Below are 24,393 nucleotides of genomic sequence, written 5' to 3'. Positions count from 1 at the left end.
GCACATGCCCGCCATCGACTTTCACCGCACCCTGCCCGGATACCAGCCGACGCCCTTGCGGGACGTGCCCGCGCTCGCGAAGGAGCTCGGTGTCGGACGGGTGCTGGTCAAGGAGGAGTCGAGCCGGCTCGGGCTGCCGTCGTTCAAGGTGCTCGGCGCCTCCTACGCGACGGCGCGCGCCCTGGCTGAGCGGTTCGGGCTGCCCGCGGCCACCCTGGACGCGGTGCGCTCCGCCGTCCGAGGCAGCGCCGTCCGGCTGTACGCGGCGACGGACGGCAACCACGGCCGCGCCGTCGCGCACGTGGCGGGGATGGTCGGTGCCGCCGCGACGATCTACTACCCGCCGGGCATCACGGAGGCCGCCAAGAAGGCGATAGGCGTGGAGGGTGCGCAGGCGGTCGAGGTGGACGGAACGTACGACGACGTGGTGGCTCGCGCCGCCGCCGATGCGGAGGCCGACCCGGACGCGGTGCTGGTGCAGGACACCTCCTGGCCCGGGTACACGGAAGTCCCGCAGTGGATCGTCGACGGCTACTCCACGCTGTGCCTCGAGACCGACGACCAGCTCGCCGCCCTCGGCGTCGCCGGGCCTGACCTGGTGGTCATGCCGGTAGGTGTCGGCTCGTTCGCGCAGGCGGTGGTGAGCCACTACCGCGGCTCAGGGGCCGACGGCGGCACGCTGCTCGCCGTCGAGCCCGACCGGGCCGCCGGGCTGGTCACGTCGCTGCGCGCGGGCCGCCCGGTCACGGCCCCGCCCGGCGAGACGATCATGACCGGCCTCAACTGCGGCATCGTCTCCGCGCTCGCCTGGCCGGTGCTGCGGGACGGGCTGGACGGCGCCGTCACCGTCTCCGACGACCAGGCGGCCGCTGCCGTCGACGACCTGGCGCGCCTCGGCGTCGACTCCGGACCGTGCGGCGCGGCGACCCTCGCGGCGGCCCGCCTGGTGCTCGGCAAGTCCGGCTGGCGCGAGGCCATCGGCCTGCGGTCCGACGCCGTGGTGCTGCTCCTGTCGACGGAGGGCCGGGCGGCGAACCCCGTCCCCGAGAACCGGGTCTGACCCGGTCCGCCCCGACGTCACTGCCAGATCGCCGCCAGGAGTGTGTTCGTGCCCGTTTCTCTTCCCGCCGCCCTCGAACCGATCCTGCCGCTGCTGTGCTGCCCGTCCTGCGGGGCCGAGCTGTCGCCCGCAGACGGGGCGCTGCGCTGCCCGCGGCGTCACAGCTTCGACCTCGCCCGGCACGGGTACGTCGGCTTGCTGACCGGTGCTCGTGCGACCAGCGGGGACGACGGGCCGATGGCGCGGGCCCGGCGGGACTTCCTGGCCGCCGGGCGGTACGCGCCGGTCCGCGACGCGGTCGCGGAGCTCGCCGCTGAGGCGGATCCTTCCGGTCGCCCGGGACGCCAGGACCGGCTGGCCACTGTGGTCGACGTCGGCTGCGGGACCGGCTACTACCTCGCCGGAGTGCTCGACGCACTGCCCGACGCCGTCGGCCTGGGCCTGGACACCTCGGCCCACGCCCTGCGGGTCGCGGCCAAGGCGCACGAGCGGGCCGCGGCGGCGACGTGGGACGTCTTCCGGCCGTTCCCGATCGTGTCCGAGCAGGTGGACGTGGTGCTCGACGTGTTCGCACCGCGCAACCCGGCCGAGTTCCACCGGGTGCTGCGCCCGGGCGGCGTCCTGGTCGTGGTGCGGCCCTTCGGTGGCCACCTGGCCGAGCTGCGCAGCCAGGTCACGCAGATGGTGACCGTGGACCCGGACAAGGAGCGGCGCCTGCACCAGGCCCTGGACCCGCACTTCGAACCCGCGCGCACGGTGGAGGTCGAGTACACGACGCCGCTGACCCGGCAGGAGGCCGTGGACCTGGTGCTGATGACGCCGAGCGCGCGGCACGTCACGGAGGCGGAGCTGGCCGACGACGGCGACCTGCCCGAGCAGGTCACGGTGTCGGTGCTGGCCACGGCCTACCGGCGGCGGTGACGGCAGGCGCGCTCGGCTCCGGCTACCTCGACGCCTGCCGGGTTCTGCTGGTGCGCAGGTACTCCGTGAACAGCTCCGCCGTCCGGCCGATGCCGTCCTCCTCCCGCAGGCGGGCGCCGAGGTCGGCCGCCCGCTCGCGCAGGGCCTCGTCGGTGGTCGCCTGGGTGATCGCCGCGGTGAGCCGGTCGGCGTCGACCTTCTTGATGTTGACGGGCTCCGGTCCGACGCCGAGGTCGGCGACCCGGCGTCCCCAGCTCGGCTGGTCGGCCGCCACCGGCGTGACGATCGTCGGGATGCCGGCGCGCAGGCTTGCCGCCGTCGACCCTGCCCCGCCGTGGTGGATCGCGGCCGCGAGGCGCGGGAACAGCCAGTCGTACGGGGCCGAGTCGATCTGCAGGACGTGCTCGGGGAGCTCACGGTCCAGGCCGAGCTTGGACCAGCCGCCGATCAGGATGCCGCGGCGTCCGGTGCGGTCGAGGGCTTCCAGGTAGGCGTCGATGAGCCGGTTCGGGCGCGCGACGGGCACGCTGCCCAGGCCGAACGACACCGGCGGATCGGCTGCGTCGAGGAACCGGACGAGGTCGGCGGGCGGCTCCCAGCCGGCCGGCGCGTGCGTGGGCAGGTAGCCGGTGACCTGGATGCGCGGATGCCAGTCGGCGGGGCGCGGGACGACCAGCGGGCTGTACGCGTAGTACAGCGGCATGCCCTGCCGGTCCTGGAGCACACGCGCGTTGGTCCGCAGCGGCGGTAGACCGAGGACCTCGCGGCGCTGCCGGTTCACGCCGGGCCGCTGCATCATGCGCCAGATCATCTGGTCGGTGCCCCACCAGCCCGCATGGTCGAGCACGGGGCCGCGGCTGCGGCCGTCGCCGAAGAAGAACGTCGGGAACTCTCGGGTGGGCGTGACCGGGAAGAACTGCAGGTCGGCGCACGGGACGCCGAGCTTCTCGGCCACGTTGTACCCGTACAGCGCCGTCGGCCCCTTGTAGAGCACCGCCTCGCTGTGCTTCGCGGCCTGCCAGATGTCGCTGATGATCTGCGGCAGGATCTCCTTGCGGGCCTTGGCGCCGTAGGCCATGAACCGGAGCATGTTGCCCGACTCGACCAGCTCGGCCAGCTCCGGGTTGTCCGCGTACGAGGGCAGCTTGGGGCCGAACGGTTTGAACGCCGCGTCGTACGACGCCGCGAGCCCCGCGAAGTCCGGCGAGCCGACGACGGTCGGGTGGTGGCCCTGCTCGCGCAGCGCGACGGCCAGGCCGAACAGGGGCTCGACGTCGCCGCGCGAACCCGCGGCGAGGATCGTGATCTGCATGGGTGTCCTTCCTACGTCGTCGTCCGGTCGAGCTGCTCGTCGATGACGGCCAGGGCTGCCGCGGTGTCAGGCGCCTCCGGTGTCAGCATCCGGTCGATCATCTCGGTGACCGTGTTGATCAAGGACTCGGGCGACGGGCCGTCCGGGCGGTCCTGATGGTCCTGGATGGCGCGCAGCACCGCGGCGGTCAGGGCGTCCAGCACGACGGCGACGGAGGCCAGGTCCACGCCCTGGCGGACGGCGCCCGCCTGCTGCAGCAGGCCGAGGAGCTGGCCGAGCGGCCCGAGCCCGGCCGGACCCGGCATGGTCGCCTCCGGGTCGCGCAGATACCTGCCGAAGACGTCGCGGTCCCGCGTGGCGATGGCCGCGAGCAACGCGTCCTGGGCGACCACCCGGAAGGCCGCCCGGAAGATGCTCGCCGCCGTCCCCGGCGTCCGCTCGTTCGCCAGCTCCTTGCGCCAGCGGACCGTGTAGCCGCGCAGGGCACGCGCCGCCACGGCGTCGACGAGCTCACGCTTCGAGGCGAAGTGCCGGTAGACGATCGTCCGGCTCAGATCGGCGGCCTCTGCGACGTCGACCATGGTCAGCTTGTCGTAGCCGCGGTTCAGCAGCAGTGCGACGGCGGCGTCGAGCAAGGCCTCCTGGCGCCGGGTGCTGTCGACCATCGATGTTCTCCGACCTGTGACACTGAGACGATAACTGTCACAGTGTTTCGCTGGAGCGCGCGGGAGTCAAGCGCCGCGGGTTCACGGGCCGGTCTCGTCCGCGGTGGTCGAGGGGAACGGCGACGGCGGCATGTCGCAGCCGTCGGGCGTCAGGGAGTCGGACGGTTGCCCGGGCCGCTCCGGTCCCGGCGTAGGCCGGGACATCGGTGGTGATGACGCGCACTCGCGCGGACCGAGGGACGGTCCGGTGCTCGGTGTGCTCGTCGGCGTGCTGTGGGTCGGTGTGAGTGAGGCCGGGGCGCCCGGCAGGACCGTGCCCGGTTCGGGCCACAGCAGAGCCGTGCCGATCCCCGCCCCGCCGAGCAGGGCCACCGTGGCCGCCAGTGCCCACACCGCGGAACGACGGCGGGGGAGTGCCGGCCGCTGTCCGTACCGGAGGATCTCCACACCGGACGACGAGGCGTCGTCGTCGGGCTCCGGTTCTGCGGCGGGACGGGACCGGGTACGCACCAGCGCGTCGGAACGCGTGCGGGTCAGGTCCAGCTCGGGGTCGACCTGGCTCAGGGCACGCCGCGCGCGGGTCAGGGTGTCTTCCGTCTTTCTCATCAGGTCTCCTGACCTTCGGTCACGGTGCGGTAGGCGGCGCGCAGTCGCCGTCGCGCCCGGTACACACGAGTGGCGGCTGACGCCGTCGTGCAGCCGAGCACCTGGGCGACCTCAGCGGTGCTCAGCTCCGCGGCCGCCAGCAGCTCGACGACCTCGCGGTCGGCAGGGCGCAGGAGTGCCAACGCGCGGTGGAGCACGTCGAGCTCGTCCACCAGGCGGGCGTCGTCGGGACCGGGGGCCCTGGGGTGCCGCAGCGTCCGCTCGGCGAGCGCCGTCCGGCGCCGCTCGGCACGGACCTGGTTGGCGAGCACCCGCCGGGCGATGGCGAAGAGCCAGGCGCGGGGGTCGTCCGGAACCTCGCCCTTGCGCCAGGCGATCGCGAAGACCTCTGCCACGACGTCCTCCGCCTCGGCCGCGCCGAGCCGGGTTCGCGCGTACCTGTGCACCGCGCGGGCGTGGTCGGCGAACAGAGACTCGGTCTGGTCCGGCGTGAGCGGACCGGAGGAGACGTCACGTGGCTCGGTATGGGTGGACAGGACGTCTCCCGGGGGTGCGGCAGTGGGACGGGTGCGGGCTGCTGCGGGCCTGCGAAACGGTCGGTGTCCGGGAGCGGGCTCGCCATGACACCTGGCCGGTGTCGTCCACGTCACATCACTGCGCTGTCATGGCGCGTGTCCGCGCTCCCGCTGAGCCTTCTACCGGGCCCGTCGGTGGGCCGTCGGCTGCGCCGGACGGGCCGTCGCCCGTGCCGGTTCTGTCAGGCGTTCTTCGCGGCTGCCTTCTGGGCCTTCTTGAAGGCGCGGACCTCCAGCAGCGCCTCGGCGCTGGTCACGTCGGCGATCGACCGGTGGGAGCCCTCTTCGCCGAACTCGCCCGCCGCCTCGCGCCAGCCCTCCGGCTGGACGTCGCGCTGCTTGCCGAGCAGGGCGAGGAAGATCTTGGCCTTGCGCTCCCCGTAGCCGGGCAGGGCATTGAGCCGCTTGAGCACCTCGCGACCGGTGGGGGCTCCGCCGTCGGCGCCGGGCGCGGTCCAGATCTTCGCGGCGTCGCCGTCGTACTCCTCGACGATCGTGCGGGCGAGGTCCTGCACGCGACCCGCCATGGAGCGGCCGTATCGGTGGATCGCCGGGGGAGTGGTCGCCATGGTGGTGAACTCGTCGGGGTCCGCCTCCGCGATGGCATGCACGTCGAAGGAGCCCATGCGGTCGCGGATCTTGGCCGGTCCGGCGAACGCGTGCTCCATCGGGAATTGTTGATCCAACAACATGCCAGTGAGGAGTGCGAACGGGTCCTCGCTCAGCAGCCTGTCCGTGTCGGGGTCGCCGGTGATCCAGAGCTCGGTAGCCATGTGCCCATTGTGACCCAGGTGCTTCGGCGCGCACTCAGGGGATCAGCCGGTCCACGATCTCCAGGGTGTCCGAGGTGAAGTGCCCGTCGTCGCGCACCACCAGCGTCCCGCCGAGCCTGTCGAACATGGCCCGCCCCTGGTCGGCGTCGCAGCCGAACTCGTCCTCGACCGAGTTGAGGAATACCAGGTCACGGACGTGCGACCGGATCGCCTCCCAGTCGTACGAGTCCTGCAGCACCGGCTCGGGACCGTCGTTCGGCAGCGTCGAGTACCCGGCAACGAGCACCGCCTGCGCCACCGTGACGTCCAGGTGTTCGAGGACCGCCAGCAGCAGCGCGGCCCCGCCCGAGTGCCCCACCAGGACGGTGTCCTCGGAGAACGTGTGCGCGGCGAGCACCGTGGGCAGGAAGGTCGCGACCGGCTCCACGTTGATCCCGGGATGGTGCGGCGTCTCGACGTCGTACCCGCGTGCGCGCAGCCGGCCCGCGAGCCACGGGTACCAGATCCACTCCGGCCGAGCGCCGGTCCCGTGGAAGATGATCGCCCTGCGTCCCATCAGCTCTCCCTCGAAGACGCTGCCGTCTCGGGCACCACACCGAGGTTGACCTGGTCCAGGACCGGTTCGAACCCGATCGCCGCGTACACCTTGTTCGACACCGGGTTGTTCCGGTCGGTGTAGAGGCAGACCCGGTCGCCGGCGTCGAGCACGCGCTGGGCCACCTCGGCGACCATCGCCCGCGCATACCCGCGCCCGCGGTGCTCGGCGGGCGTGTAGACGGGGCCGATCCGGACCACGCCGAACGCCGGCGGCCGCATGCCCGTCAGGTGCACCACCTGGCCGTCGACGTCCCACAGCCAGACCGTGCCCTCCTCGATCCAGCGTTGCGCGCCCTCGATCCGCAGCGGTACGGCTTCCGGCGGGCGCCCGGCCTGGGCGTCGGCCTCCGGGTGGAACTCGGCGAACCATGCGGTGACCAGGTCCAGGTCGGCGAGCGTGGCCGGGCGCGCTCTGCCCGACGGCGCCGGGTCCGGCCCGGTGACGTGCTTGGCCTCCCAGAGCCGGTCGGGGCGGTCCTCGAACACCGTCCCGCCGGTGGACCGCAGCACCTCGTCGGTGAAGACCCGGACGGCGGGCATCGGGCCGTTCGCCGAGATCAGGGGTGGCTCGCCGGATCGCGCCGTGTGGTCGAGGGCCGTGCGGGCCAGCAGCCGCGCCGCGTCGTCGGGCAGCGCCGGGACCCATACCGTGTGCGGCGCGTGCGGCATGGTGCGCATCGACACGGCGACGACGACGTCGTCCGCGTCGCGCACGACCGCCCACCACATCGGGTGCTCCGGACGCGGCGCGCCGGGCGCGAACGTCCGCGCGGCGTGGTGCGTGACCGACGCGACGACGCTCCAGAGCACCGGCTCGGCGGCCAGGAGGTCACCCGCCACGGCCAGGACTGCCGCTGGATCATCGAGGAGCTCGACGCTGTGTGCGGTGGTCATGCCGAGATCCTGGCACGCGGGGCCCGCCCGATCGAGCTGTTTCGCGCGTATCGCGAGCGGTCCGCCCCGCGCAGCAGCTAGCGAACCAGGCGCACCTCGAGCACGTCCGTGTCCGGGTCGGTGACGGTGACGCCGTCGGGCAGGAAGCCCGCGCGCTGGAAGAACTTGCGCGCACGCGGGTTGGTCGCGTACGTCCAGAGCTGGGCCGACGTACCGGGCGGGAGGATGTTCTCCAGCAGGGCGTGACCGACGTTGGTCCCGTGGAAGTTCGGGTCGACGTACAGCTCGTGCAGCTCGATGGCGCGGGCCGGCGGGTGGCCGAGGTGCGGGCCGGACGGGTTCTTCATCGCGAAGCCGACGATCTTGTCGCCGACCTCGGCGACGAGCGCCTTGTTGCCGGCGGCGAGGATGCGCATCCAACCCTCGGTGCGGGTCCCGAGCGTCTCGGTTTTCCAGTGCTCGGGCGACAGGAGCTCGCCGAAGACCGCGCGCCGGGTGGTCCAGTGCACCGCGGCGATACCGACGGCGTCGTCCGGGACCGAGGCGCGGATGTGGAAGTCAGACATGAGTCGAACCGTAACCCGACTATCTGACCATCCGTACCTCGGCGAGGTCGGCGGTGGTCGTGTCGACGACCCGCGTGCCCTCCATGACGAACCCGTTGCGCTCGTAGAAGCGCCGGGCGCGCGGGTTGTCCTCCGCGACCCACAGCTGCGCGCCGGTCCCTGGCGGCACGACGGCGTCCAGCAGCGCCTGGCCGACGCCGGTCCCGTGGTGGGCCGCCAGGACGTACAGCAGGTACAGCTGCCGCTCACGCATCGGCAGCACGTCCTCCTGCTCGACGGCGTCGCCGGACATCGCGATGCCGACCACCTCGCCGCCCACCTCGGCGATGACGGGGGCCGCGCCGTTCGCCAGCCACCGCTCCCACGTCGTGGTGCGCCGCTCGAGCGTGGCGGTGGCCCAGAACTCGGGCGGGAGAATCGATGCGTAGGTGGTGACCCAGGTCGTGTGGTGCACCCGGGCGACGGCAGCGGCGTCGGACAGCGTGGCTGTGCGCAAGTTCACGACGCGAAACATACTCCCGCGCCGGGGCGGTCGATGACACGCGACCGCCGCAGCGACGTCAGGCAGGGTGCAGGGTGCCGACCAGGCAGTCCTCGATACCGACCGCGGACATGAGCTTCGACGGCACCGAGCCGAGCCATCCGACCGCCTCGTACGCCGGAACGAGCCGGACGTCCTTGACCAGGAAGTCCGTACCGGCGCGCGTCAGCCGCACGGTTCCGGCGCTCATCGTGTTGCGGGCCCAGTCGGTGCCGGAGCCCCACGGCAGCGGCAGGACCGCGACGATCTCCTGCTCGGGCCGGGCCGCGAACGCGACCAGCGGGGTGCTGTACTCCTTCCCGGACTTGCGTCCGACGTGGTGCAGCACCACCCACGGCGAGACCTGCCCGGCGATGCGGAGCATCCACGGGTTGACGAACTTTCCTGCCTTGACGACGAGATCCGGTGCGGCCATGCGTCCCATCATGGTTCAGGTACGCGGATCCGTCAGCAGGGGGCGCTACCCGCGTGCCGCCGCAGGCCCGGCCGGACGTCAGCCGCGGTCGAAGGAGAGCACCGGGCGCCCGGTCCGCGGATGCGTCAGCACGTCGACCCGCACCCCGTACACCGGCTCCAGCACCGCCGGGACCAGCACATCGGAGACCGGGCCCGCCGCGACGACCCGGCCCTGGTCCAGCAGGACCAGGTGGTCGCAGGTCGAGGCGGCGAGGTTCAGGTCGTGCAGGGCGGCGACGACGGTGACGCCGTCCGCCGCGAGGTCGCGCAGCACCCGCATGGCGTGCAGCTGGGCCGCGATGTCGAGGTGGTTGGTCGGCTCGTCGAGCAGGATCAGCCGCGGCTGCTGCGCCAGGGCGCGGGCCATGTGCACGCGCTGGCGCTCGCCGCCCGACAGGGTGCCGACCTCACGGTCGGCGAGCTCGGCGGCGCCCGCCGCGGCGAGGGCCGTGTGCGCGGCGGCCCGGTCGGCGTCCGAGTCCCCCGCGAGCAGGGAGCGGTGCGGGATGCGGCCCAGGAGCACCGCGTCCAGCACGGACAGCGGCAGGTCGGTGCCGGCGTCCTGCTCCACGAGGGCGAGCAGCCGGGCGCGCTCGCGGCGCGGCAGCGCGCCCAGGTCGGCGCCGTCGAAGGACGTCGCCGGGTCTGTCGCCGATTCCGGGGCCGACGACGGCGCGGGCGTCCCGCCGTCGGACGGCGACGTGGCGCGCCCCGCCTGCTGCACCCCGGCGAGAACCCGCAGCAGCGTGGACTTGCCCGAGCCGTTCGGCCCCAGCAGCCCGGTGACGGCGCCGCTGGGGGCGACCACCCCGACGTCGTCCAGCACGAGCCGCCCACTGATGTCCCAGGAGACGTTTCCGGCCCTCAACCCTCGTTGAGCGCTGGATGTCTGCCCTGTCGGAGGCGGCTGGGTGGACACATATCCAGTACTCACCGGTGGTTTCCTTTCCAGAGAAGGAAGGCGAAGATCGGGGCGCCGATCGCCGCCGTCACGATGCCTACCGGGAGCTCGCGGGGCTCGAAGACGGTGCGGGCCAAGGTGTCGGCCCAGACCAGGAACGACGCCCCGGCCAGCGCGGACAGCGGCAGCAGCAGCCGGTGTCGGGCCCCGGTGAACAGCCGCACGGCATGCGGCAGGATCAGCCCGACGAACCCGATGGACCCGCTCTGGGACACGAGCGCCCCGGTCAGCAGCGCGACGCCGATCAGAAGGATCCAGCGCGCGCGGTTCACGGGCACACCGAGCGCGGCGGCGGCCGTGTCCCCGAACGTGAACGCGTCCAGCACGGAGCCGGTCAGCGCCAGCAGCGTGCCGAGCACCAGGACGGCGCCGCCCGCGATCGCCACTGACGTCCACGTCGCCGACGCGACGGAGCCCATGAGCCAGGAGAGGACCTCGCGGAACGCGTCGCCCTTCGCGGACCAGAAGATCACGAACGACACGGCAGCCGCGCAGAGCTGGCTGATCGCGAGCCCCGCCAGGACCGTTCGGGTGGGCGTGATCGTGCCGAGCGCACCCGCCAGCCCCAGGGCGAGAGCCAGCGCCCCGACGGCCCCGGCGAACGCCGCGACCGGCAGCAGCAGCGGGACGCCCGCGAGCAGCACGAGCACCGCGCCCAGCGACGCGCCCGACGACAGCCCCAGCAGGTACGGGTCCGCGAGCGGGTTGCGCGTGAGGGACTGCATCACAGCGCCGCACAGCGCGAGACCCGCGCCCACCGCGGCGGCGGTGAGGATGCGGGGCATCCGCAGCTGCCACACCATGCCGTCGCGCAGGGCCGAGAGCGGCTCCAGGCCGAGCGCGCCGCCCAGCCCGAGGTGGGTCGCCACCGAACGGCCGACCTCGGACAGGGCGAGGTCGGCCGGGCCGATGGTCACCGCGACGCCGATGCTCAGGACGAGCGCGAGGGCCGCGGTGGGCAGGGCGAGCAGCTTCACAGGTCGAGGTCCGCCAGCTGGTCCACCACCGAGGCGACGGCGTCGACGTTCCGGACGCCGGCCTCGGTCGCCGGGAACGGCACCACCACGTAGCGACCCTCCTTGACCGCCGTCATCTCGCGGGTCGCCGGGTTCGACTCCAGCGTCTCGATCTTCGCGTCCGCGGGGTTCCACGCGGCGTCGACCAGCACCAGGACGTCGGGGTCGGCCTCGACCACGTTCTCCCAGCCGAGCGAGGTCCAGGTGTCGTGGACGTCGGCCGAGACGTTGGTCAGCCCGGCCGCGTCCATGATCATCTGGGGCGCGCCGATGCCTGCGCCCACGTACGGGGTGTCGTCGCCCGAGGACCACCACAGCGCCGTCAGCCCGCGGTCGTCGGGCTCGATGGCGTCGAGCGCCGCCCGCTGCTCCTCGACGAGCCGCGCCGCGGCGTCCTCCGCGCCGAACAGGGAGCCCACCTCCGCGATCTCGTCGAACACCGTGTCGAAGGTGAGCGGGTCCGGCATGTACCCCTCTTCCTTGCAGGCCGCGGGGGACACGTACGTGGCGACGCCGAGCTGGGCGAGGGTCTCGCGGTCGCCCGCCGTCTCCGCGGTCAGGTTGGACTCCCAGCCCGCGTAGACGAGGTCCGGCTCCAGCGCCAGCGTGGCCTCGGAGCCGGGCGCCTCGGCCGCGAACGGCTCCTTGACGGCGGGCACCGACTCCAGCGAGTCCGGCACCGGGCCGTCGAGGAACGCCGAGCCGACGATCCGGTCGCCCAGGCCGAGGGCCAGCAGCATCTCGGTGGTCGACGACTTGATGGTCACCACGCGCTCCGGCGGCGCCTCGACCACGGTCTCGAAGCCGCAGTTGTCGAGGGTGACGGGAAAGCCGCCCGACGACGGCGACGCGCCCCCGGCGTCCGGCTCACCGGAGGCAGTGGGCGAGCAGGCCGCAAGAGCGAGCGCCGCGATGGCGGCGATCGCGGGCAGGGCGACAGCACGGGACGGACGGACGCGAAGGGGGTTCACGCGATGGCTCCAGGGGTCGACGAACAGCCCACGATTTTCTTCAGTCGTGGGGTGAGCAGCGACGCGCCATCTCGCGTCCAGGCGGGAAGCGGCTCACAGCGAGAGCCGCATCAGCGGGCCAAAGCAGGGCCCGCGACCCGGCGTCACGATACACCGGCCGATTCCGGCGGCCCCAGCGGATTCGCTCTCAGCGTCGGACCCGGCCGACCGCGGGCCACCGTCGAGGCTAGGGTGCGGCCATGAGCGACAGCACCGCCCCCGAGACCCTCCCCGCGACCACGCCGAACCGCCGTGCCCTGGTGACCGGGGCGTCGTCGGGCATCGGCGCAGCGACAGTGCGCCGCCTGCGCGCCGACGGCTGGGACGTCGTGGCCGCCGCCCGTCGAGCCGACCGGCTGGAGGCGCTCGCCGCCGAGACCGGCTGCGAGGTCTACGCCGTCGACCTGACCGACGACGACGGCGTGACCGCCCTTGCGGATCACCTCACCGCGACGGGCGGGCTCGACGCCGTCGTGAACAACGCGGGCGGCGCGTTCGGCCTGGACCGCGTGGAGAACGCGGACATCGACGACTGGCGCCGCATGTACGAGATCAACGTGCTCGGCACGCTGCGTGTTACCCAGGCCGTGCTGCCCCTGCTCCGTAAAGCGGGCGCGAGCAAGGGCGTGGCCGACGTCGTGAACGTGACCTCGACCGCGGCCCAGGGTGCCTACGAGGGCGGCGCCGGCTACACGGGCGCCAAGCATGCCGAGCACATGCTCTCCCAGACGCTGCGCTGGGAGATCGCGGGCGAGCCGGTACGCGTCATCGAGGTCGCCCCGGGCGCCGTGGCGACCGAGGAGTTCTCGCTGGTCCGGTTCGGCGGCGACGCAGAGAAGGCCGCCGCCGTCTACGACGGCTACACGCCCCTGGTGGCCGACGACATCGCGGACACCATCGCCTGGGCCGTGTCCCGCCCGGACCGCGTCAACATCGACCTGGTGACGATCCGGCCGCGCGCCCAGGCCCACAACTCGAAGATCGTGCGCGGCACGGGGATCTGACCGCCGGGCAGCGCCGCCCCGTTGGTCGGGCTTGCCGAGAACTCGCGCGGCCTCGAGCTCGGTCGGTTGTTGGACGGCTCCAGCGACTTCGGTCCCTTGCCGTGAGATCGGTCAATCAACTGACCGATCTCACGGCAAGGGACCGAAGTCATGTCGGGGAGCGTGCAACGGACCGAACTCGGACGCGTGAGCACCATCGGACCACCGGGGGCCTTACAGAGTCGTGACGATCTGGGCGCCGACGCCGGCGGAGCCCGGTCCGCGTGCCACGCTGAGCGTATGACCCAGGCAACCGAGACCCCGGCGACCCCGCGGGCCGACCGCACCCCGCACGACGCGCTGTGGGCCGCTCTCGCCGGCGTCCTCGCCGGTGCCGCGGGCCTGGCCGTCGCGGAGTTCGTCGCCGCCCTCGTCGCCCCCGGCGCCAGCACCCTGTTCGCGGGCGGCGCCGCGGTGATCGACGCCGTTCCCGGCTGGCTCAAGGACTTCGCCGTGCAGGCGTTCGGCACGAACGACAAGGCGGTCCTCCTCGGGACGATGGGCGTGGTGCTGGCACTCGGGGCGGCGCTCGCGGGCCGGCTCGAGCTGCGCCGGCCGCCGTCGGGCGCGCTGCTGATCGGCGCGGTCGGAGTGGTCGGCGCGACGGTCGCCGTGCTGCGCCCGGACGCGACGCCGCTGTGGGCGCTGCCCAGCATCGTCGGGATCGGTGCGGCGGTGCTCCTGCTGCGGTCGGCGACCGCTCGTCTGCGACCGGCGCCCGACCTGCGGGCCGAGGCAGGCACCGCTGTGGACCGGCGTGGCTTCCTGACGGTGGCGGGGATCACCGCGGGTGTGGCGGTGCTGGCGCTGGCGGGTGCGCGCGTCGTGTCGGCGGGCTCGGCGGTGGTGAGCGCCGTCCGCGACAAGATCCGCCTGCCGGCCGCGCGCGAGACGGCGCCCCCGGTGCCCGCGGGCGCCGACCTGGAGCTCGACGGCCTGGCCCCGTACGTCACCCCGAACACGGACTTCTACCGCATCGACACCGCGCTGCGGGTGCCGCAGCTCGACCCGGCCGAGTGGTCGCTCAGGGTGGAGGGCATGGTCGAGGAACCGTTCACCCTCACCTGGGACGAGCTCCTGGCCCTGCCGCTGGAGGAGCACCACGCGACGCTCGCCTGCGTGAGCAACCCCGTGGGCGGCGACCTCATCGGCAACGCCCTGTGGCTCGGCTACCCGATCCGTGCCCTGCTGGAGCGTGCCAAGCCGCAGGCGGGCGCCGACATGGTGCTGTCCCGCAGCGACGACGGGTTCACCGCCGGGACGCCGCTCGAGGTGCTGCAGGACCCGGACCGGGCCAGCCTGCTCGCGGTCGGCATGAACGGCGAGCCGCTCCCCGTGGACCACGGCTTCCCCGCGCGGCTCGTGGTGCCGGGCCTGTACGGGTATGTGTCCGCCACCAAGTGGGTGACGTCGCTCAAGGTCACCACGTTCGCCGCCGACCAGGGCTACTGGACCCCGCGCGGCTGGTCCGCGCTGGGACCGATCAAGGTGCAGTCGCGCATCGACGTGCCCCGCGGGTCGGTGGCGGCCGGTGCGGTGACGGTCGCCGGCGTCGCCTGGGCCCAGCACACGGGCATCGGCAAGGTCGAGGTCCGGGCCGACGACGGCGACTGGGTCACCGCAGAGCTCGCGGAGACCGTCGGCACGGACACGTGGCGGCAGTGGCGGGCGTCCATCGACCTGGACGCCGGCGACCACACGCTCGCGGTGCGGGCCACGGACAGCGACGGGCTGGTCCAGACCGACGCCGAGGCCCCGCCCGCACCGGACGGGGCCACCGGCTGGCACACGGTAGACGTGTCGGTGGGCTGACCCTCAGGCCCGCGTCGCCGCCAGGAGCAGGTAGTCCCAGCCCATGGCGCCGTCGGCGTCCTGGAACCGTGCGGCCAGGTCCAGGAGAGCCTGGTCGAGGGCGGCGGTGCGCTCAGCGGAGTCGGCTATGTTGCGGTAGACCGCGATGGTGGGGCCGTACACGGCCTTGAAGAACTCGCGGAACTCCGTGCCGGAGGAGAACCGGGCCACAGGGAGCGTGCGCACCTCGGTGTGCACGTCCGTGACGCCGTCGCCGAGCAGGGCGCGCACGTGCGCCTCGTCGCCCCAGAGCAGCGGCGGCTCGGCGCCGGGCGGCGGGGCCGGGGCGTACGGCTTCATCGTCGCGAACATCTGGCCGATGAACCCGGCGGGCGTCCACGCGATGAGACCGATCGTCCCGCCCGGGCGGGTCACCCGGAGCAGTTCGGCGGCCGCGGTCCGGTGGAACGGGGCGAACATGACCCCGACGCACGACAGCACACGGTCGAACGCCGCGTCGTCGAACGGGAGGGCGTGTGCGTCGGCCTCCGCCCACGTGAGCTCGGCGCCGCTGGCAGCGGCGGCGGCCCGGCCGGCGTCGAACAGCTCGGGCGTGAGGTCCGAGGCGATCACGTGCGCGCCGGCGAGCGCGGCGGGGATGGCGGCGTTGCCGGAGCCCGCCGCGACGTCGAGCACGTGGTCGCCCGGCCGCACGCCGGCGGCCTCGACCAGGACGGGCCCGAGGGCGGGGATCACCTCCGCGGCGAGCACGGGGTAGTTGCCGGCCGCCCACAGGGCGCGATGCTTGGTGCGGACGGCGGTGAGGACGTCGGAAGGGACGACGACGGTGTCGGTGTCGGTCATGGGACTGCTCCTTGTCCGGAGGAACTGGGAGTCCCACTGTCCGCCGGGCAGAAGCTGGCCATCCAGTGCTGTGTCTGTACCGGGTGAGGTTCTCGTTCTGTACTGGTGCGCCGTCCCGGCCGGGCGTTGACTGGACGGGCGGGGGCCCGGTGAGGAGGCTTCATGACGACGTACGGCCAGTTCTGCCCCGTGGCCAAGGCCATGGAGGTGCTCGACGAGCGGTGGACGCTCCTGGTGGTCCGCGAGCTGCTCGCTGGCAGCACCCGGTTCAACGAGCTGCGGCGCGGCGTGCCGAAGATGTCTCCCGCGCTGCTCGCCAAGCGCCTGCGCTCGCTGGAGCGGGCCGGAGTGGTGCGGCGCTACGAGGCCGAGGGACATCCCGGCTATCGGCTCACGCCCGCGGGCGAGGAGCTCCGGCCACTGGTGGAGGGCCTGGGCATCTGGGGCGCGCGGTGGGTCGGCGGGCTCGGTGAGGCCGACCTGGACCCGCACCTACTCATGTGGGACATGCGGCGCACGGTGCCCGTCGACGCCTGGCCGCGCGAGCGCACGGTGGTCGCGTTCCGGCTCGACGGCGTCCCCTCGCCCGTCGCCCACTGGTGGCTCGTGGTCCGCGACGGCGAGGTCGACGTCTGCGACTACGACCCCGGGTTCGAGGCGACCGTGACGGTCTCGGCGGCGCTGCGCACGCTGGTCCGGGTGTGGCGGGGCGACCTGTCGTGGCAGGGGGCGCTGCGCGGCGAGGTGGTGAGCCTGGACGGGCCCGCCGACGCGCGCCGGGAGCTGCCGGTGTGGCTGGGGCAGTCGGCGCTCGCGGCGGTGCCGCGGCCGTAGCGACGGGCCGTAGCGACGGGCCGTGACGCATGGTGCCCTCGTCGATGAGTTTTGATCGCGTCCGTCGTCGACATGATGAACGCGAGGTGCGAGCCACGGCTTGACCTCAACCATTGTTCAGGTACTGGAGTACTCCCATGAGCACCGATCCGCCCGTCACCGACGCCGAAGCCGACGCCCCGCGTCTTCACCTGTCCGACCCGACCGTCCGGACGTTCGCCCAGCTGCTGGTGAACGTGCTGCTCGCGGGGGTCATCAACTTCACGGTGTGGTTCGCCATCACCTTCTTCGTGTTCCTGCAGACCCGCTCGGTCTTCGCCACCGGCGTGATCGCCGGCCTGTTCCTCGTGGCGATGGTCAGCACCGGCGTGTGGTTCGGCAGCCTCGTGGACCACCACCGCAAGAAGACGGTGATGCAGGCGTCCGCCCTGGTCTCCATCACCTTCTACGTGACGTGCCTGGTCATCTACCTCGTCACCCCGGCCGAGGAGTGGACGGACCCGGGCAGCGTGCGGCTGTGGGTGCTCATCGTGCTGCTCATGTGCGGCGTCATCGCAGGCAACCTCCGCTCGATCGCGCTCCCGACGGTCGTCACCGCCCTCTTCGACGAGACCCTCCGCGACCGTGCCAACGGCCTGGTGGGAACCGTCACGGGCATCTCGTTCCTCGTGACGTCGGTGATCAGCGGCCTCCTCGTCGCGTTCGACGGCATGCGGACCTGCCTGATCCTGGCGATCGGCGTCCTCGCCGTGGCTCTGGTGCACCTGCACTTCGTCAAGGTCCCGGAGGTGCTGTCGCACGCGGCGGCAGAGGGGGAGCCGCGCAAGGTCGACCTCAGGGGCACCATGAAGGTCGTCGGACGCATCCCTGGCATGTGGGCGCTCATCGCCTTCACCGCGCTGAACAACGTGCTGGGCGGCGGGTTCATGGCGCTCATGGACGCGTACGGGCTGTCGATGATGTCCGTGCAGGCGTGGGGCTTCGTCTGGGGCGGGCTCAGCGCGCTGATGATCGTCTCGGGCCTGCTCATCGCCCGCACCGGCCTCGGGTCCAACCCGGTACGCACCATCCTGCTCGTCAACCTGGGGTTGTGGGCCGTCACGGTGGTCTTCCCGATGCAGGCCTCGGTGGTCTGGCTCGTCGCGGGACTGGCGGCGTACATGATCGCGATGCCGTACGTCGAGGCCTCCGAGCAGACGGTGCTGCAGAAGGTGGTCCCGTACGAGCGCCAGGGCCGGGTGTTCGGTTTCGCGCAGTCGCTGGAGCAGGCTGCCTCGCCGCTGACGGCGTTCCTGATCAGCCCGCTCACCCAGTTCTTCTTCATCCCCTTCATGCGCGAGGGTGGCACGGGCGCCCGCTGGATCGGCGACTGGTTCGGCACGGGCGACGCCCGCGGGATCGCGCTGGTGTTCGTCCTGATCGCGGTGCTCGGCCTGGTGCTGACGGGCTACGCCCTGTCGAGCAAGTACTACCGGCTGCTCAGCCGCCGCTACCAGGAGGCTCCGGGCGACCCGACGCCGGACGCCGGCCCGGCCACCGAGTCGGCCGGCGCGGACGCCGTCCGACCCGTCGTCTGACCACGAGATGACCATGCACCTGCTGCCAGATCCGGACCGGGCCTGGCAGCAGGTGCATGGTCATCTCGCGCGGGCTGCCCGACGGCGGGACGGCCGCGGCGGGAGCTCCCGACCGGGTCGCCAGCCCTCCTGGCGCAGGATCTGGGCGACCTCACCGGTGAAGTGGCCGCCGGTCACGTGACCCGGGAAGAACCGAAGGACGATGTTCTGCCCCTCGCCGACCAGCCCGTTCTGCCGCGTCGCATCACGCCGTACCTGCCGGTCTGCCCCGTGGAACTCGTGCGAGTCGATCTCGACGATCAGCCAACGTCCGTCGCCGAGGTACCAGACGAGGTCGGCTCGGCCCAGGAAGCGCCCACGGGCATCGAAGAAATCACGCTGAAGGTCGTCGGGCGCGATGCCCGCGTCATGGCACCGTAGCCGTGCGTGGCTCTCGGGCGGTGATTCCGCCCGTCCGTCGGTGAGCGGCAGCCAGGCGATGACCGCGAGCGATCCCTTGCGGTTCACGAGCTGACTGCGGATCCTTGCGAGGTCGTCCGTCCGGATCAAGCCCTGGTTCAGCGCACTGTCCAGGCAGGCGACCGCCTGGTCGCGGGTCAGCGTCGGCAGCGCCTGGACCAGCGCTCGCTCCACGGTCACCACCTTGCGGCTGGAGATCTCGACCGTCTCCAGCCCCGCTGCGTACTGCCGGAACATGATCCCGTCCCGGGACTTCCGTGCCAGGCCGCGCGGGAAGGTCACCTCGGGGACGATCCGGCGGGGGAGGCCCTTGACACCGTGCAGCATCAGGGCGCATGAGCCGACGGCGATCGCGTGGCGGTTGGCCAGCAGTGCGGACCAGACTGATCGCAGCCGGTCGACGTCAAACGCGTGCAGGCCGCTCGGGACGTCGTCCGTGTCGAAGACCCCGCGCGTGACACGGCGCCAGGACCCGCGGGCCACCAGGTTGCGGCGTTGCGACGGCCCCACGCCGGCGGCGTCGCACTGCCGTGACGACAGGAGGCCGGCCTGCTGGCGCGCGAGGTTCAGCAGCTGCGGCGGGAGGGGCTGTCTCTTCGGCACGCCATCAATTACAACTGATGGCATGGGTTGCTAGCCCTTGTCATCCACAGGCTCCCAGATGACCATGCACTTGCTGCCAGATCCGGGGTCGGCCTGGCAGCAAGTGCATGGTCATCCTTCGCGGCCGGCAGCGGGCGGCCGACGCCGTCAGCCGAGGCTCAACGACGCCCGGAACTCCTCGACGAACTCGGCGTCCGCCGCCGGCAGGTTCATCGAGATCGTGTACCGGCCGGGGCCGTCGGCGCGGTGGACGAGGATCCGGATCAGGCCGCGGGCGGGGTCTGCCTCCGGGAATCCCGCGATCTCGCTCAGCCGCTCGCCGTCCTCGACGGTCGCGACGCTCGCGCCGGGCAGGTCGAACGACTTCGCGGTGGGTCCCGGAGTCTGGGTCAGGCCGCTTGCCTTCGTGTCGTAGAACTCGTAGTCGGGCGTGACGTAGGCGACCCGGATGAACGGCGGGGCGTCCGGGTCATCGCTGCTGTGCCACATGTCGGAGGACACACCGGGCTCGTCCTGGACCGGGCCGCTGCTCATGATCTCGGGCGGCAGGGCATAGGTGAGGCCTTCCAGCTCGTGCACCTCCCATCCGTCGGGCACGCCCGCCGACTCCAGCTCCTTCAGTGCTGCCGCCTCCGCATCCCTCGCCCGCTGTTCCTCCACCGACATCGACGGGCCTGCCGACGTCGACGACGCCGGCGACCCGCCCGGCAGGAGCACGCCCGGCGCCGTCGGGCCACCGAGGGCGAAGGCCGCCCCCGCGACGGCCGCGACGGTCAGCACGCCGCCGCCGGTAGCGAAGACCGCGCGGCGGGTCCGGGTGCGGCGGATCGCCACGCGCGACATGGCGTGCGGGTTGGCGGCGGTGGGCGGTACGACGCCGGAGCTGAGGTCGCGCACGTGCGCCACCCATGCCTCGTCGACCGGCTTGGTGGTGGAGTGGTCGTTCATGCGTCCTGTCCTTCCGAGAGCAGCTCACGCAGGCGGGCGAGGCCGCGTGCGCCTTGGGACTTCACGTTTCCGATGCTGACGCCGAGCTCCTCGGCGACGTCGGCCTCTGACCGGTCGAGCAGATGGCGCAGCACGACCACCCGCCGCTGGCCGGGGCCGAGCCGGCGCAGCGCGCGCACCAGGCGCTCCCGCTCGGCGATCTCGTTCCCGCTGTCGAGCGCGGGGGAGCGGCTCGCCTCCTGCGCGACGACGACGTCCTCGGGCGACTGCAGGACCTCGCGGCGGGTGCGCCGCCAGCCGTCGATCCGCGCGGTGGCCAGCACCCGCCGGGCGTAGGCGAACGGGTTGCCGTCCTTGAGCCGGGACCAGTGCCGGTAGGTCCGCTCGAGCGCGATCTGGGTGAGGTCGTGCGCGCGGTGGTCGTCGCCGCACAGGAGGTAGGCGATGCGGTGCAGCGCGGCCGTGCTCTCGACGGCGAAGAGCCGGAACTGCTCCTCCGGTGACATCCCGGTGCGGACCACCGAGAACTCCGGCGCGCCGGCCGGAACCTCCGTGGCTGCTCCGGGCTCCGGCACGGCCCGCAAGGGGGCGCCGGCCGCTGTGCCGACCGGCGGACCGATCGCTTGGCTGATTGCGTTCATGTCACCTGGACGCACGCGGGGCGCGATCAGGTTGCACGCCGGACTTTTCCGGTTGCCGCCGCCCGGTACGATTGCCCTACAGGCATCGACCCGGCTATCACCGGCGAGCCTCCGGAAGAACAGGTCACCCCACCGCCGTCAGGCAGCGGGAACCCCAGTAGAACCGGACGGGTAGGCCCGTCACAGCCGTCAACGAGCGGCCGCACGCGGGAGCGGGTGGCAAGCGGGGTGGTACCGCGGCGCACCCAGGTGCGGCGTCCTCGCAGCAGAAGCACCAAGAAGTCCACCTGCTGCCGAACCGCTGAACCGCCAGGAGCCAGAAGAACCATGGCCTATCCGCTGCACCGTCCGAGCGACGCCACCACCCCCGTGCCCGCATCGCCCAGCCTGCCCGACCTCGAGCGCGACGTGCTCGAGTACTGGGAGAAGGACGACACCTTCCGCGCGTCCGTCGAGGCCCGACCGGCCGGCGAGAACGGCAGCAACGAGTTCGTCTTCTACGACGGCCCGCCGTTCGCGAACGGCCTGCCGCACTACGGCCACCTGCTGACCGGGTACGCCAAGGACGTCGTACCGCGCTACCGGACCATGAAGGGGCAGCGGGTCGAGCGCCGCTTCGGCTGGGACACGCACGGCCTGCCCGCTGAGCTGGAGGCGATGAGCCAGCTCGGGATCAAGACCAAGGACGAGATCGTCGCGCTCGGCATCGACAAGTTCAACGAGGCCTGCCGCTCCAGCGTGCTCAAGTACACCGACGAGTGGCGCACGTACGTGACGCGCCAGGCCCGCTGGGTGGACTTCGACAACGACTACAAGACCCTGAACCCGACGTTCATGGAGTCGGTGCTCTGGGCCTTCAAGTCGCTGTTCGACAAGGGCCTCATCTACGAGGGCTTCCGCGTGCTGCCCTACTGCTGGAACGACCAGACCCCGCTGAGCAACCACGAGCTGCGCATGGACGACGACGTCTACCAGCAGCGGCAGGACCCGGCGGTGACCGTCGGCTTCGCGGTGACGGAGGTCCCGGAGAACGCGGAGGTGCTCCGTACGGGCGACCACCTGCTCATCTGGACCACCACGCCGTGGACCCTGCCGTCCAACCTGCTCGTCATGGTCGGCCCGGACGTCGACTACGCGATCGTCGAGTCGTCCTTCACCGGCACCCCGCAGCGGTACGTCCTCGCGGAGGCCCGCGTGGACTCCTACGCACGCGAGCTGACGGACGAGGGCGCCGAGGCACCGAACGTCGTCGGACGCCTCAAGGGCAGCGACCTCCTGGGCGCCGCCTACGCGCCGCCGTTCGCCTACTACGAGGGCCACACGGGCGCGCACCGCGTGGTCGAGGCGGACTTCGTCACGACCACCGACGGTACGGGCCTCGTCCACAACGCCGGCGCGTTCGGTGAGGAGGACAAGCAGGTCAGCGACCGCGAGGGCGTGGAGCCGGTCATCCCCGTCGGGGCCGACGGGCGCTTCACCTTCCCCGTCGAGGAGTACACCGGGCTGCAGGTCTTCGACGCGAACGCGGCGATCATGGACCACCTCAAGGCCCGTACGCGGGGTGCGGCCGACGACGAGGCGGGGCGGACGACGTCCGGCACCGTGCTGCTGCGTCGCGAGCAGTACGTGCACTCGTACCCGCACTGCTGGCGCTGCCGCCAGCCGCTGATCTACATGGGTGTGTCCTCGTGGTTCGTCGAGGTGTCGAAGTTCAAGGACCGCATGGTCGAGCTGAACGAGCAGATCACCTGGGTGCCGGACCACATCAAGCAGGGCCAGTTCGGCAAGTGGCTGGAGAACGCGCGCGACTGGTCGATCACGCGCAACCGCTTCTGGGGCTCGCCGGTGCCGGTCTGGAAGTCGGACAACCCGGCGTACCCCCGCATCGACGTGTACGGGTCGTTCGCGGAGATCGAGCGTGACTTCGGCCGGGTGCCGCAGGACAAGGACGGCAACCCGGACCTGCACCGCCCGTTCGTCGACGACCTGACGCGGCCCAACCCGGACGACCCCACCGGGCAGTCCACGATGCGCCGCGTCGAGGACGTGCTGGACGTCTGGTTCGACTCCGGCTCGATGCCGTACGCGCAGGTGCACTACCCGTTCGAGAACGCCGACTGGTTCGAGCACCACTACCCGGGCGACTTCATCGTCGAGTACATCGGGCAGACGCGCGGCTGGTTCTACACGCTGCATGTGCTGGCCACCGCCCTGTTCGACCGGCCGTCCTTCCAGACGGCGCTCTCGCACGGCATCGTGCTGGGCTCCGACGGCCGCAAGATGTCGAAGTCGCTGAAGAACTACCCGGACGTCAACGAGGTCTTCGACCGTGACGGGTCGGACGCGATGCGCTGGTTCCTCATGTCGTCGCCGATCCTGCGCGGCGGCAACCTCGTGGTCACCGAGGAGGGCATCCGCGACGCCGTCCGCCAGGTGCTGCTGCCGCTGTGGAGCACGTACTACTTCTTCACGCTGTACGCCAACGCCGCCGGGGACGGCGCGGGGTACGCGGCGCAGCCGCTGACGCCCGAGCGCGTGGCCGGGCTGCCGGTCATGGACCGGTACCTGCTGGCGCGCACGCGCGGGCTCGTCTCGGACGTGACCGAACAGCTCGACGGCTACGACATCGCGGGTGCCTGCGACTCGGTGCGCCAGTACCTCGACGCCCTGACCAACTGGTACGTGCGCACGCAGCGCGACCGGTTCTGGGCCGAGGACGCCGACGCCTTCGACACCCTCTCGACGGCGCTAGAGGTGCTGTGCCGCGTGATGGCGCCGCTGGCGCCGCTGCTCACGGAGGAGGTCTGGCGCGGCCTGACCGGCGGACGCTCGGTGCACCTTGCGGACTTCCCGGTGGCCGAGACCCTCGTGGCCGACGACGCCCTCGTCGCCGCCGTCGAGTCCGCGCGGGCAGTGGTGTCGCAGACGCTGGCGCTGCGCAAGGCGAACAAGCTGCGTGTGCGGCAGCCGCTGCGGTCGCTCGTCGTGGCCGTGGCGGACCCGGACGGCGTCGCGCCGTTCACCGGGCTGATGGCGACGGAGCTGAACGTCAAGGAGGTGCGGCTGGTCGCCTTCTCGCCCGAGGTCGCCACCGAGTACGGCATCTCCGAGCGCCTGGCGGTCAACGCGCGTGCCGCCGGCCCGCGGCTCGGTCGCGGTGTGCAGGCGGTGATCAAGGCGGCCAAGTCCGGCGCCTGGTCCAAGACCGACGCCGGCGCCGTCGTGGTCGCGACGGAGGGCGGCGACGTCGAGCTGCTCGAGACCGAGTACGAGCTGACGACGGTGGTCACGCCCCGGGACACGGCCGACGCGGGCGCCGAGGCCGTGGAGACCGCTGCGGCGGTCCTGGCCGGCGGCGGTTTCGTCGTCCTCGACCTGGCGCTCGACGACGCGCTGCGCGCCGAGGGTTACGCCCGCGACGTCGTCCGCGACGTGCAGGACGCACGCAAGGCCGCCGGTCTGCAGGTCGCCGACCGCATCGCGCTCGACCTGACGGTGCCCGCCGAGTGGGTCGCCGCCGTCGAGGAGCACCGCGAGCTGGTGACCCGGGAGACGCTCGCGACGTCGCTGGCCGTGACGGCCGGGGCCGAGCGGACGGTCTCGGTGACGAAGGCCTGAGCCGTTTCCGCGAAGTAGAGCGCCTGTCCGAGTCAGACTCGGACAGGCGCTCGACGTAGCGG

General features: G+C 72.4%; 24 protein-coding genes. 7 read left to right on the top strand and 17 right to left on the bottom strand.

Annotated features, from left to right (window positions below; genetic code table 11):
- Window positions 1-4 precede the first annotated feature (4 nt).
- Both AB0I32_RS21810 and AB0I32_RS21805 read left to right on the top strand, forming a co-directional pair.
- Window positions 5-1,060: a diaminopropionate ammonia-lyase gene (locus tag AB0I32_RS21810; RefSeq protein ID WP_357509837.1), complete on the top strand. Its 1,056-nt coding sequence runs from the start codon at window positions 5-7 to the stop codon at window positions 1,058-1,060.
- A gap of 48 nt (window positions 1,061-1,108) precedes the next feature.
- Window positions 1,109-1,981, top strand: a complete 873-nt coding sequence (locus AB0I32_RS21805) for a putative RNA methyltransferase (RefSeq protein ID WP_357509835.1) — start codon at window positions 1,109-1,111, stop codon at window positions 1,979-1,981.
- A gap of 22 nt (window positions 1,982-2,003) precedes the next feature.
- Here the strand turns inward: AB0I32_RS21805 and AB0I32_RS21800 are convergent, their stop codons facing one another.
- The 13 genes from AB0I32_RS21800 to AB0I32_RS21740 form a co-directional block, all read right to left on the bottom strand.
- Window positions 2,004-3,293: a glycosyltransferase gene (locus tag AB0I32_RS21800; RefSeq protein ID WP_357509833.1), complete on the bottom strand. Its 1,290-nt coding sequence runs from the start codon at window positions 3,291-3,293 to the stop codon at window positions 2,004-2,006.
- An 11-nt stretch (window positions 3,294-3,304) separates the two neighbouring features.
- Window positions 3,305-3,958: a helix-turn-helix domain-containing protein gene (locus tag AB0I32_RS21795; protein ID WP_357509831.1), complete on the bottom strand. Its 654-nt coding sequence runs from the start codon at window positions 3,956-3,958 to the stop codon at window positions 3,305-3,307.
- An 81-nt stretch (window positions 3,959-4,039) separates the two neighbouring features.
- Window positions 4,040-4,564 (bottom strand): hypothetical protein, encoded by a 525-nt coding sequence (locus tag AB0I32_RS21790; RefSeq protein WP_357509829.1) that lies wholly within the window; start codon window positions 4,562-4,564, stop codon window positions 4,040-4,042.
- Entirely contained in the window at window positions 4,564-5,010 is a 447-nt protein-coding gene (locus AB0I32_RS21785) for an RNA polymerase sigma factor (protein ID WP_357509827.1), read from the bottom strand. The genes AB0I32_RS21790 and AB0I32_RS21785 overlap by 1 nt, the downstream gene beginning before the upstream one ends.
- 311 nt (window positions 5,011-5,321) lie before the next feature.
- Window positions 5,322-5,912 (bottom strand): HhH-GPD-type base excision DNA repair protein, encoded by a 591-nt coding sequence (locus AB0I32_RS21780; RefSeq protein ID WP_357509825.1) that lies wholly within the window; start codon window positions 5,910-5,912, stop codon window positions 5,322-5,324.
- 34 nt (window positions 5,913-5,946) lie between these two features.
- The gene (locus tag AB0I32_RS21775; protein WP_357509823.1) at window positions 5,947-6,468 is read right to left on the bottom strand and encodes an alpha/beta hydrolase; all 522 of its coding nucleotides are present in this window, start codon (window positions 6,466-6,468) and stop codon (window positions 5,947-5,949) included.
- Window positions 6,468-7,403: a GNAT family N-acetyltransferase gene (locus AB0I32_RS21770; protein WP_357509821.1), complete on the bottom strand. Its 936-nt coding sequence runs from the start codon at window positions 7,401-7,403 to the stop codon at window positions 6,468-6,470. The genes AB0I32_RS21775 and AB0I32_RS21770 overlap by 1 nt, the downstream gene beginning before the upstream one ends.
- A 77-nt stretch (window positions 7,404-7,480) precedes the next feature.
- Entirely contained in the window at window positions 7,481-7,969 is a 489-nt protein-coding gene (locus tag AB0I32_RS21765) for a GNAT family N-acetyltransferase (protein WP_357509819.1), read from the bottom strand.
- 19 nt (window positions 7,970-7,988) lie between these two features.
- Window positions 7,989-8,471 (bottom strand): GNAT family N-acetyltransferase, encoded by a 483-nt coding sequence (locus tag AB0I32_RS21760; RefSeq protein WP_357509817.1) that lies wholly within the window; start codon window positions 8,469-8,471, stop codon window positions 7,989-7,991.
- 58 nt (window positions 8,472-8,529) lie between these two features.
- A complete protein-coding gene (locus AB0I32_RS21755; RefSeq protein WP_357509815.1) occupies window positions 8,530-8,925 on the bottom strand; it encodes a nitroreductase family deazaflavin-dependent oxidoreductase in 396 nt (131 codons plus the stop codon).
- A 78-nt stretch (window positions 8,926-9,003) separates the two neighbouring features.
- Window positions 9,004-9,834, bottom strand: a complete 831-nt coding sequence (locus AB0I32_RS21750) for an ATP-binding cassette domain-containing protein (RefSeq protein ID WP_357509813.1) — start codon at window positions 9,832-9,834, stop codon at window positions 9,004-9,006.
- Window positions 9,835-9,896: 62 nt separating this feature from the next.
- On the bottom strand, window positions 9,897-10,904 hold the full coding sequence (locus tag AB0I32_RS21745; RefSeq protein WP_357509812.1) for a putative F420-0 ABC transporter permease subunit: 1,008 nt from the start codon (window positions 10,902-10,904) through the stop codon (window positions 9,897-9,899).
- Window positions 10,901-11,914 (bottom strand): putative F420-0 ABC transporter substrate-binding protein, encoded by a 1,014-nt coding sequence (locus AB0I32_RS21740; RefSeq protein ID WP_357509810.1) that lies wholly within the window; start codon window positions 11,912-11,914, stop codon window positions 10,901-10,903. The genes AB0I32_RS21745 and AB0I32_RS21740 overlap by 4 nt, the downstream gene beginning before the upstream one ends.
- A 239-nt stretch (window positions 11,915-12,153) precedes the next feature.
- Between AB0I32_RS21740 and AB0I32_RS21735 the strand changes: the two genes are divergently transcribed.
- Together AB0I32_RS21735 and AB0I32_RS21730 are read left to right on the top strand one after the other, a co-directional pair.
- Window positions 12,154-12,957, top strand: coding sequence for an SDR family oxidoreductase (locus AB0I32_RS21735; protein ID WP_357509808.1), 804 nt, complete (start codon window positions 12,154-12,156; stop codon window positions 12,955-12,957).
- Between the two features lie 279 nt (window positions 12,958-13,236).
- Window positions 13,237-14,808 carry a molybdopterin-dependent oxidoreductase gene (locus AB0I32_RS21730; RefSeq protein WP_357509806.1) on the top strand — a complete coding sequence of 524 codons (1,572 nt, stop codon included), beginning with the start codon at window positions 13,237-13,239 and terminating at the stop codon, window positions 14,806-14,808.
- A 3-nt stretch (window positions 14,809-14,811) separates the two neighbouring features.
- Here the strand turns inward: AB0I32_RS21730 and AB0I32_RS21725 are convergent, their stop codons facing one another.
- Window positions 14,812-15,651, bottom strand: coding sequence for a methyltransferase domain-containing protein (locus tag AB0I32_RS21725; RefSeq protein WP_357509804.1), 840 nt, complete (start codon window positions 15,649-15,651; stop codon window positions 14,812-14,814).
- Between the two features lie 162 nt (window positions 15,652-15,813).
- Here AB0I32_RS21725 and AB0I32_RS21720 point away from each other — a divergent pair, with 162 nt between their 5' ends.
- Together AB0I32_RS21720 and AB0I32_RS21715 are read left to right on the top strand one after the other, a co-directional pair.
- Window positions 15,814-16,485 (top strand): winged helix-turn-helix transcriptional regulator, encoded by a 672-nt coding sequence (locus AB0I32_RS21720; RefSeq protein ID WP_357509802.1) that lies wholly within the window; start codon window positions 15,814-15,816, stop codon window positions 16,483-16,485.
- 137 nt (window positions 16,486-16,622) lie between these two features.
- Entirely contained in the window at window positions 16,623-18,062 is a 1,440-nt protein-coding gene (locus AB0I32_RS21715) for an MFS transporter (protein WP_357509800.1), read from the top strand.
- 60 nt (window positions 18,063-18,122) lie between these two features.
- On the opposite strand, the gene AB0I32_RS21710 is transcribed toward AB0I32_RS21715, so the two are convergent.
- The 3 genes from AB0I32_RS21710 to AB0I32_RS21700 form a co-directional block, all read right to left on the bottom strand.
- A complete protein-coding gene (locus AB0I32_RS21710; RefSeq protein WP_357509798.1) occupies window positions 18,123-19,124 on the bottom strand; it encodes a type IV toxin-antitoxin system AbiEi family antitoxin domain-containing protein in 1,002 nt (333 codons plus the stop codon).
- A 147-nt stretch (window positions 19,125-19,271) separates the two neighbouring features.
- The gene (locus tag AB0I32_RS21705; protein ID WP_357509796.1) at window positions 19,272-20,072 is read right to left on the bottom strand and encodes a hypothetical protein; all 801 of its coding nucleotides are present in this window, start codon (window positions 20,070-20,072) and stop codon (window positions 19,272-19,274) included.
- Window positions 20,069-20,713 (bottom strand): SigE family RNA polymerase sigma factor, encoded by a 645-nt coding sequence (locus AB0I32_RS21700; protein WP_357509794.1) that lies wholly within the window; start codon window positions 20,711-20,713, stop codon window positions 20,069-20,071. The genes AB0I32_RS21705 and AB0I32_RS21700 overlap by 4 nt, the downstream gene beginning before the upstream one ends.
- Before the next feature lie 327 nt (window positions 20,714-21,040).
- Between AB0I32_RS21700 and ileS the strand changes: the two genes are divergently transcribed.
- A complete protein-coding gene (gene ileS, locus AB0I32_RS21695) occupies window positions 21,041-24,331 on the top strand; it encodes an isoleucine--tRNA ligase (protein ID WP_357509792.1) in 3,291 nt (1,096 codons plus the stop codon).
- The last annotated feature ends 62 nt before the right edge of the window (window positions 24,332-24,393 follow it).

The sequence above is a fragment of the Promicromonospora sp. NPDC050249 genome (genome assembly GCF_040656015.1).
In the GTDB taxonomy this organism is placed as follows: domain Bacteria; phylum Actinomycetota; class Actinomycetes; order Actinomycetales; family Cellulomonadaceae; genus Promicromonospora.
This window is presented reverse-complemented; position numbering and strand designations above follow the sequence as displayed.

Bases quoted from the DNA above. Each gene is read 5' to 3' on its own strand.
- AB0I32_RS21810 (WP_357509837.1), top strand. From the start codon at position 5: ATGCCCGCCATCGACTTTCACCGCACCCTGCCCGGATACCAGCCGACG.
- AB0I32_RS21800 (WP_357509833.1), bottom strand. From the start codon at position 3,293: ATGCAGATCACGATCCTCGCCGCGGGTTCGCGCGGCGACGTCGAGCCC.
- AB0I32_RS21795 (WP_357509831.1), bottom strand. From the start codon at position 3,958: ATGGTCGACAGCACCCGGCGCCAGGAGGCCTTGCTCGACGCCGCCGTC.
- AB0I32_RS21790 (WP_357509829.1), bottom strand. From the start codon at position 4,564: ATGAGAAAGACGGAAGACACCCTGACCCGCGCGCGGCGTGCCCTGAGC.
- AB0I32_RS21780 (WP_357509825.1), bottom strand. From the start codon at position 5,912: ATGGCTACCGAGCTCTGGATCACCGGCGACCCCGACACGGACAGGCTG.
- AB0I32_RS21775 (WP_357509823.1), bottom strand. From the start codon at position 6,468: ATGGGACGCAGGGCGATCATCTTCCACGGGACCGGCGCTCGGCCGGAG.
- AB0I32_RS21770 (WP_357509821.1), bottom strand. From the start codon at position 7,403: ATGACCACCGCACACAGCGTCGAGCTCCTCGATGATCCAGCGGCAGTC.
- AB0I32_RS21765 (WP_357509819.1), bottom strand. From the start codon at position 7,969: ATGTCTGACTTCCACATCCGCGCCTCGGTCCCGGACGACGCCGTCGGT.
- AB0I32_RS21755 (WP_357509815.1), bottom strand. From the start codon at position 8,925: ATGGCCGCACCGGATCTCGTCGTCAAGGCAGGAAAGTTCGTCAACCCG.
- AB0I32_RS21735 (WP_357509808.1), top strand. From the start codon at position 12,154: ATGAGCGACAGCACCGCCCCCGAGACCCTCCCCGCGACCACGCCGAAC.
- AB0I32_RS21730 (WP_357509806.1), top strand. From the start codon at position 13,237: ATGACCCAGGCAACCGAGACCCCGGCGACCCCGCGGGCCGACCGCACC.
- AB0I32_RS21725 (WP_357509804.1), bottom strand. From the start codon at position 15,651: ATGACCGACACCGACACCGTCGTCGTCCCTTCCGACGTCCTCACCGCC.
- AB0I32_RS21720 (WP_357509802.1), top strand. From the start codon at position 15,814: ATGACGACGTACGGCCAGTTCTGCCCCGTGGCCAAGGCCATGGAGGTG.
- AB0I32_RS21715 (WP_357509800.1), top strand. From the start codon at position 16,623: ATGAGCACCGATCCGCCCGTCACCGACGCCGAAGCCGACGCCCCGCGT.
- AB0I32_RS21705 (WP_357509796.1), bottom strand. From the start codon at position 20,072: ATGAACGACCACTCCACCACCAAGCCGGTCGACGAGGCATGGGTGGCG.
- AB0I32_RS21700 (WP_357509794.1), bottom strand. From the start codon at position 20,713: ATGAACGCAATCAGCCAAGCGATCGGTCCGCCGGTCGGCACAGCGGCC.
- ileS (WP_357509792.1), top strand. From the start codon at position 21,041: ATGGCCTATCCGCTGCACCGTCCGAGCGACGCCACCACCCCCGTGCCC.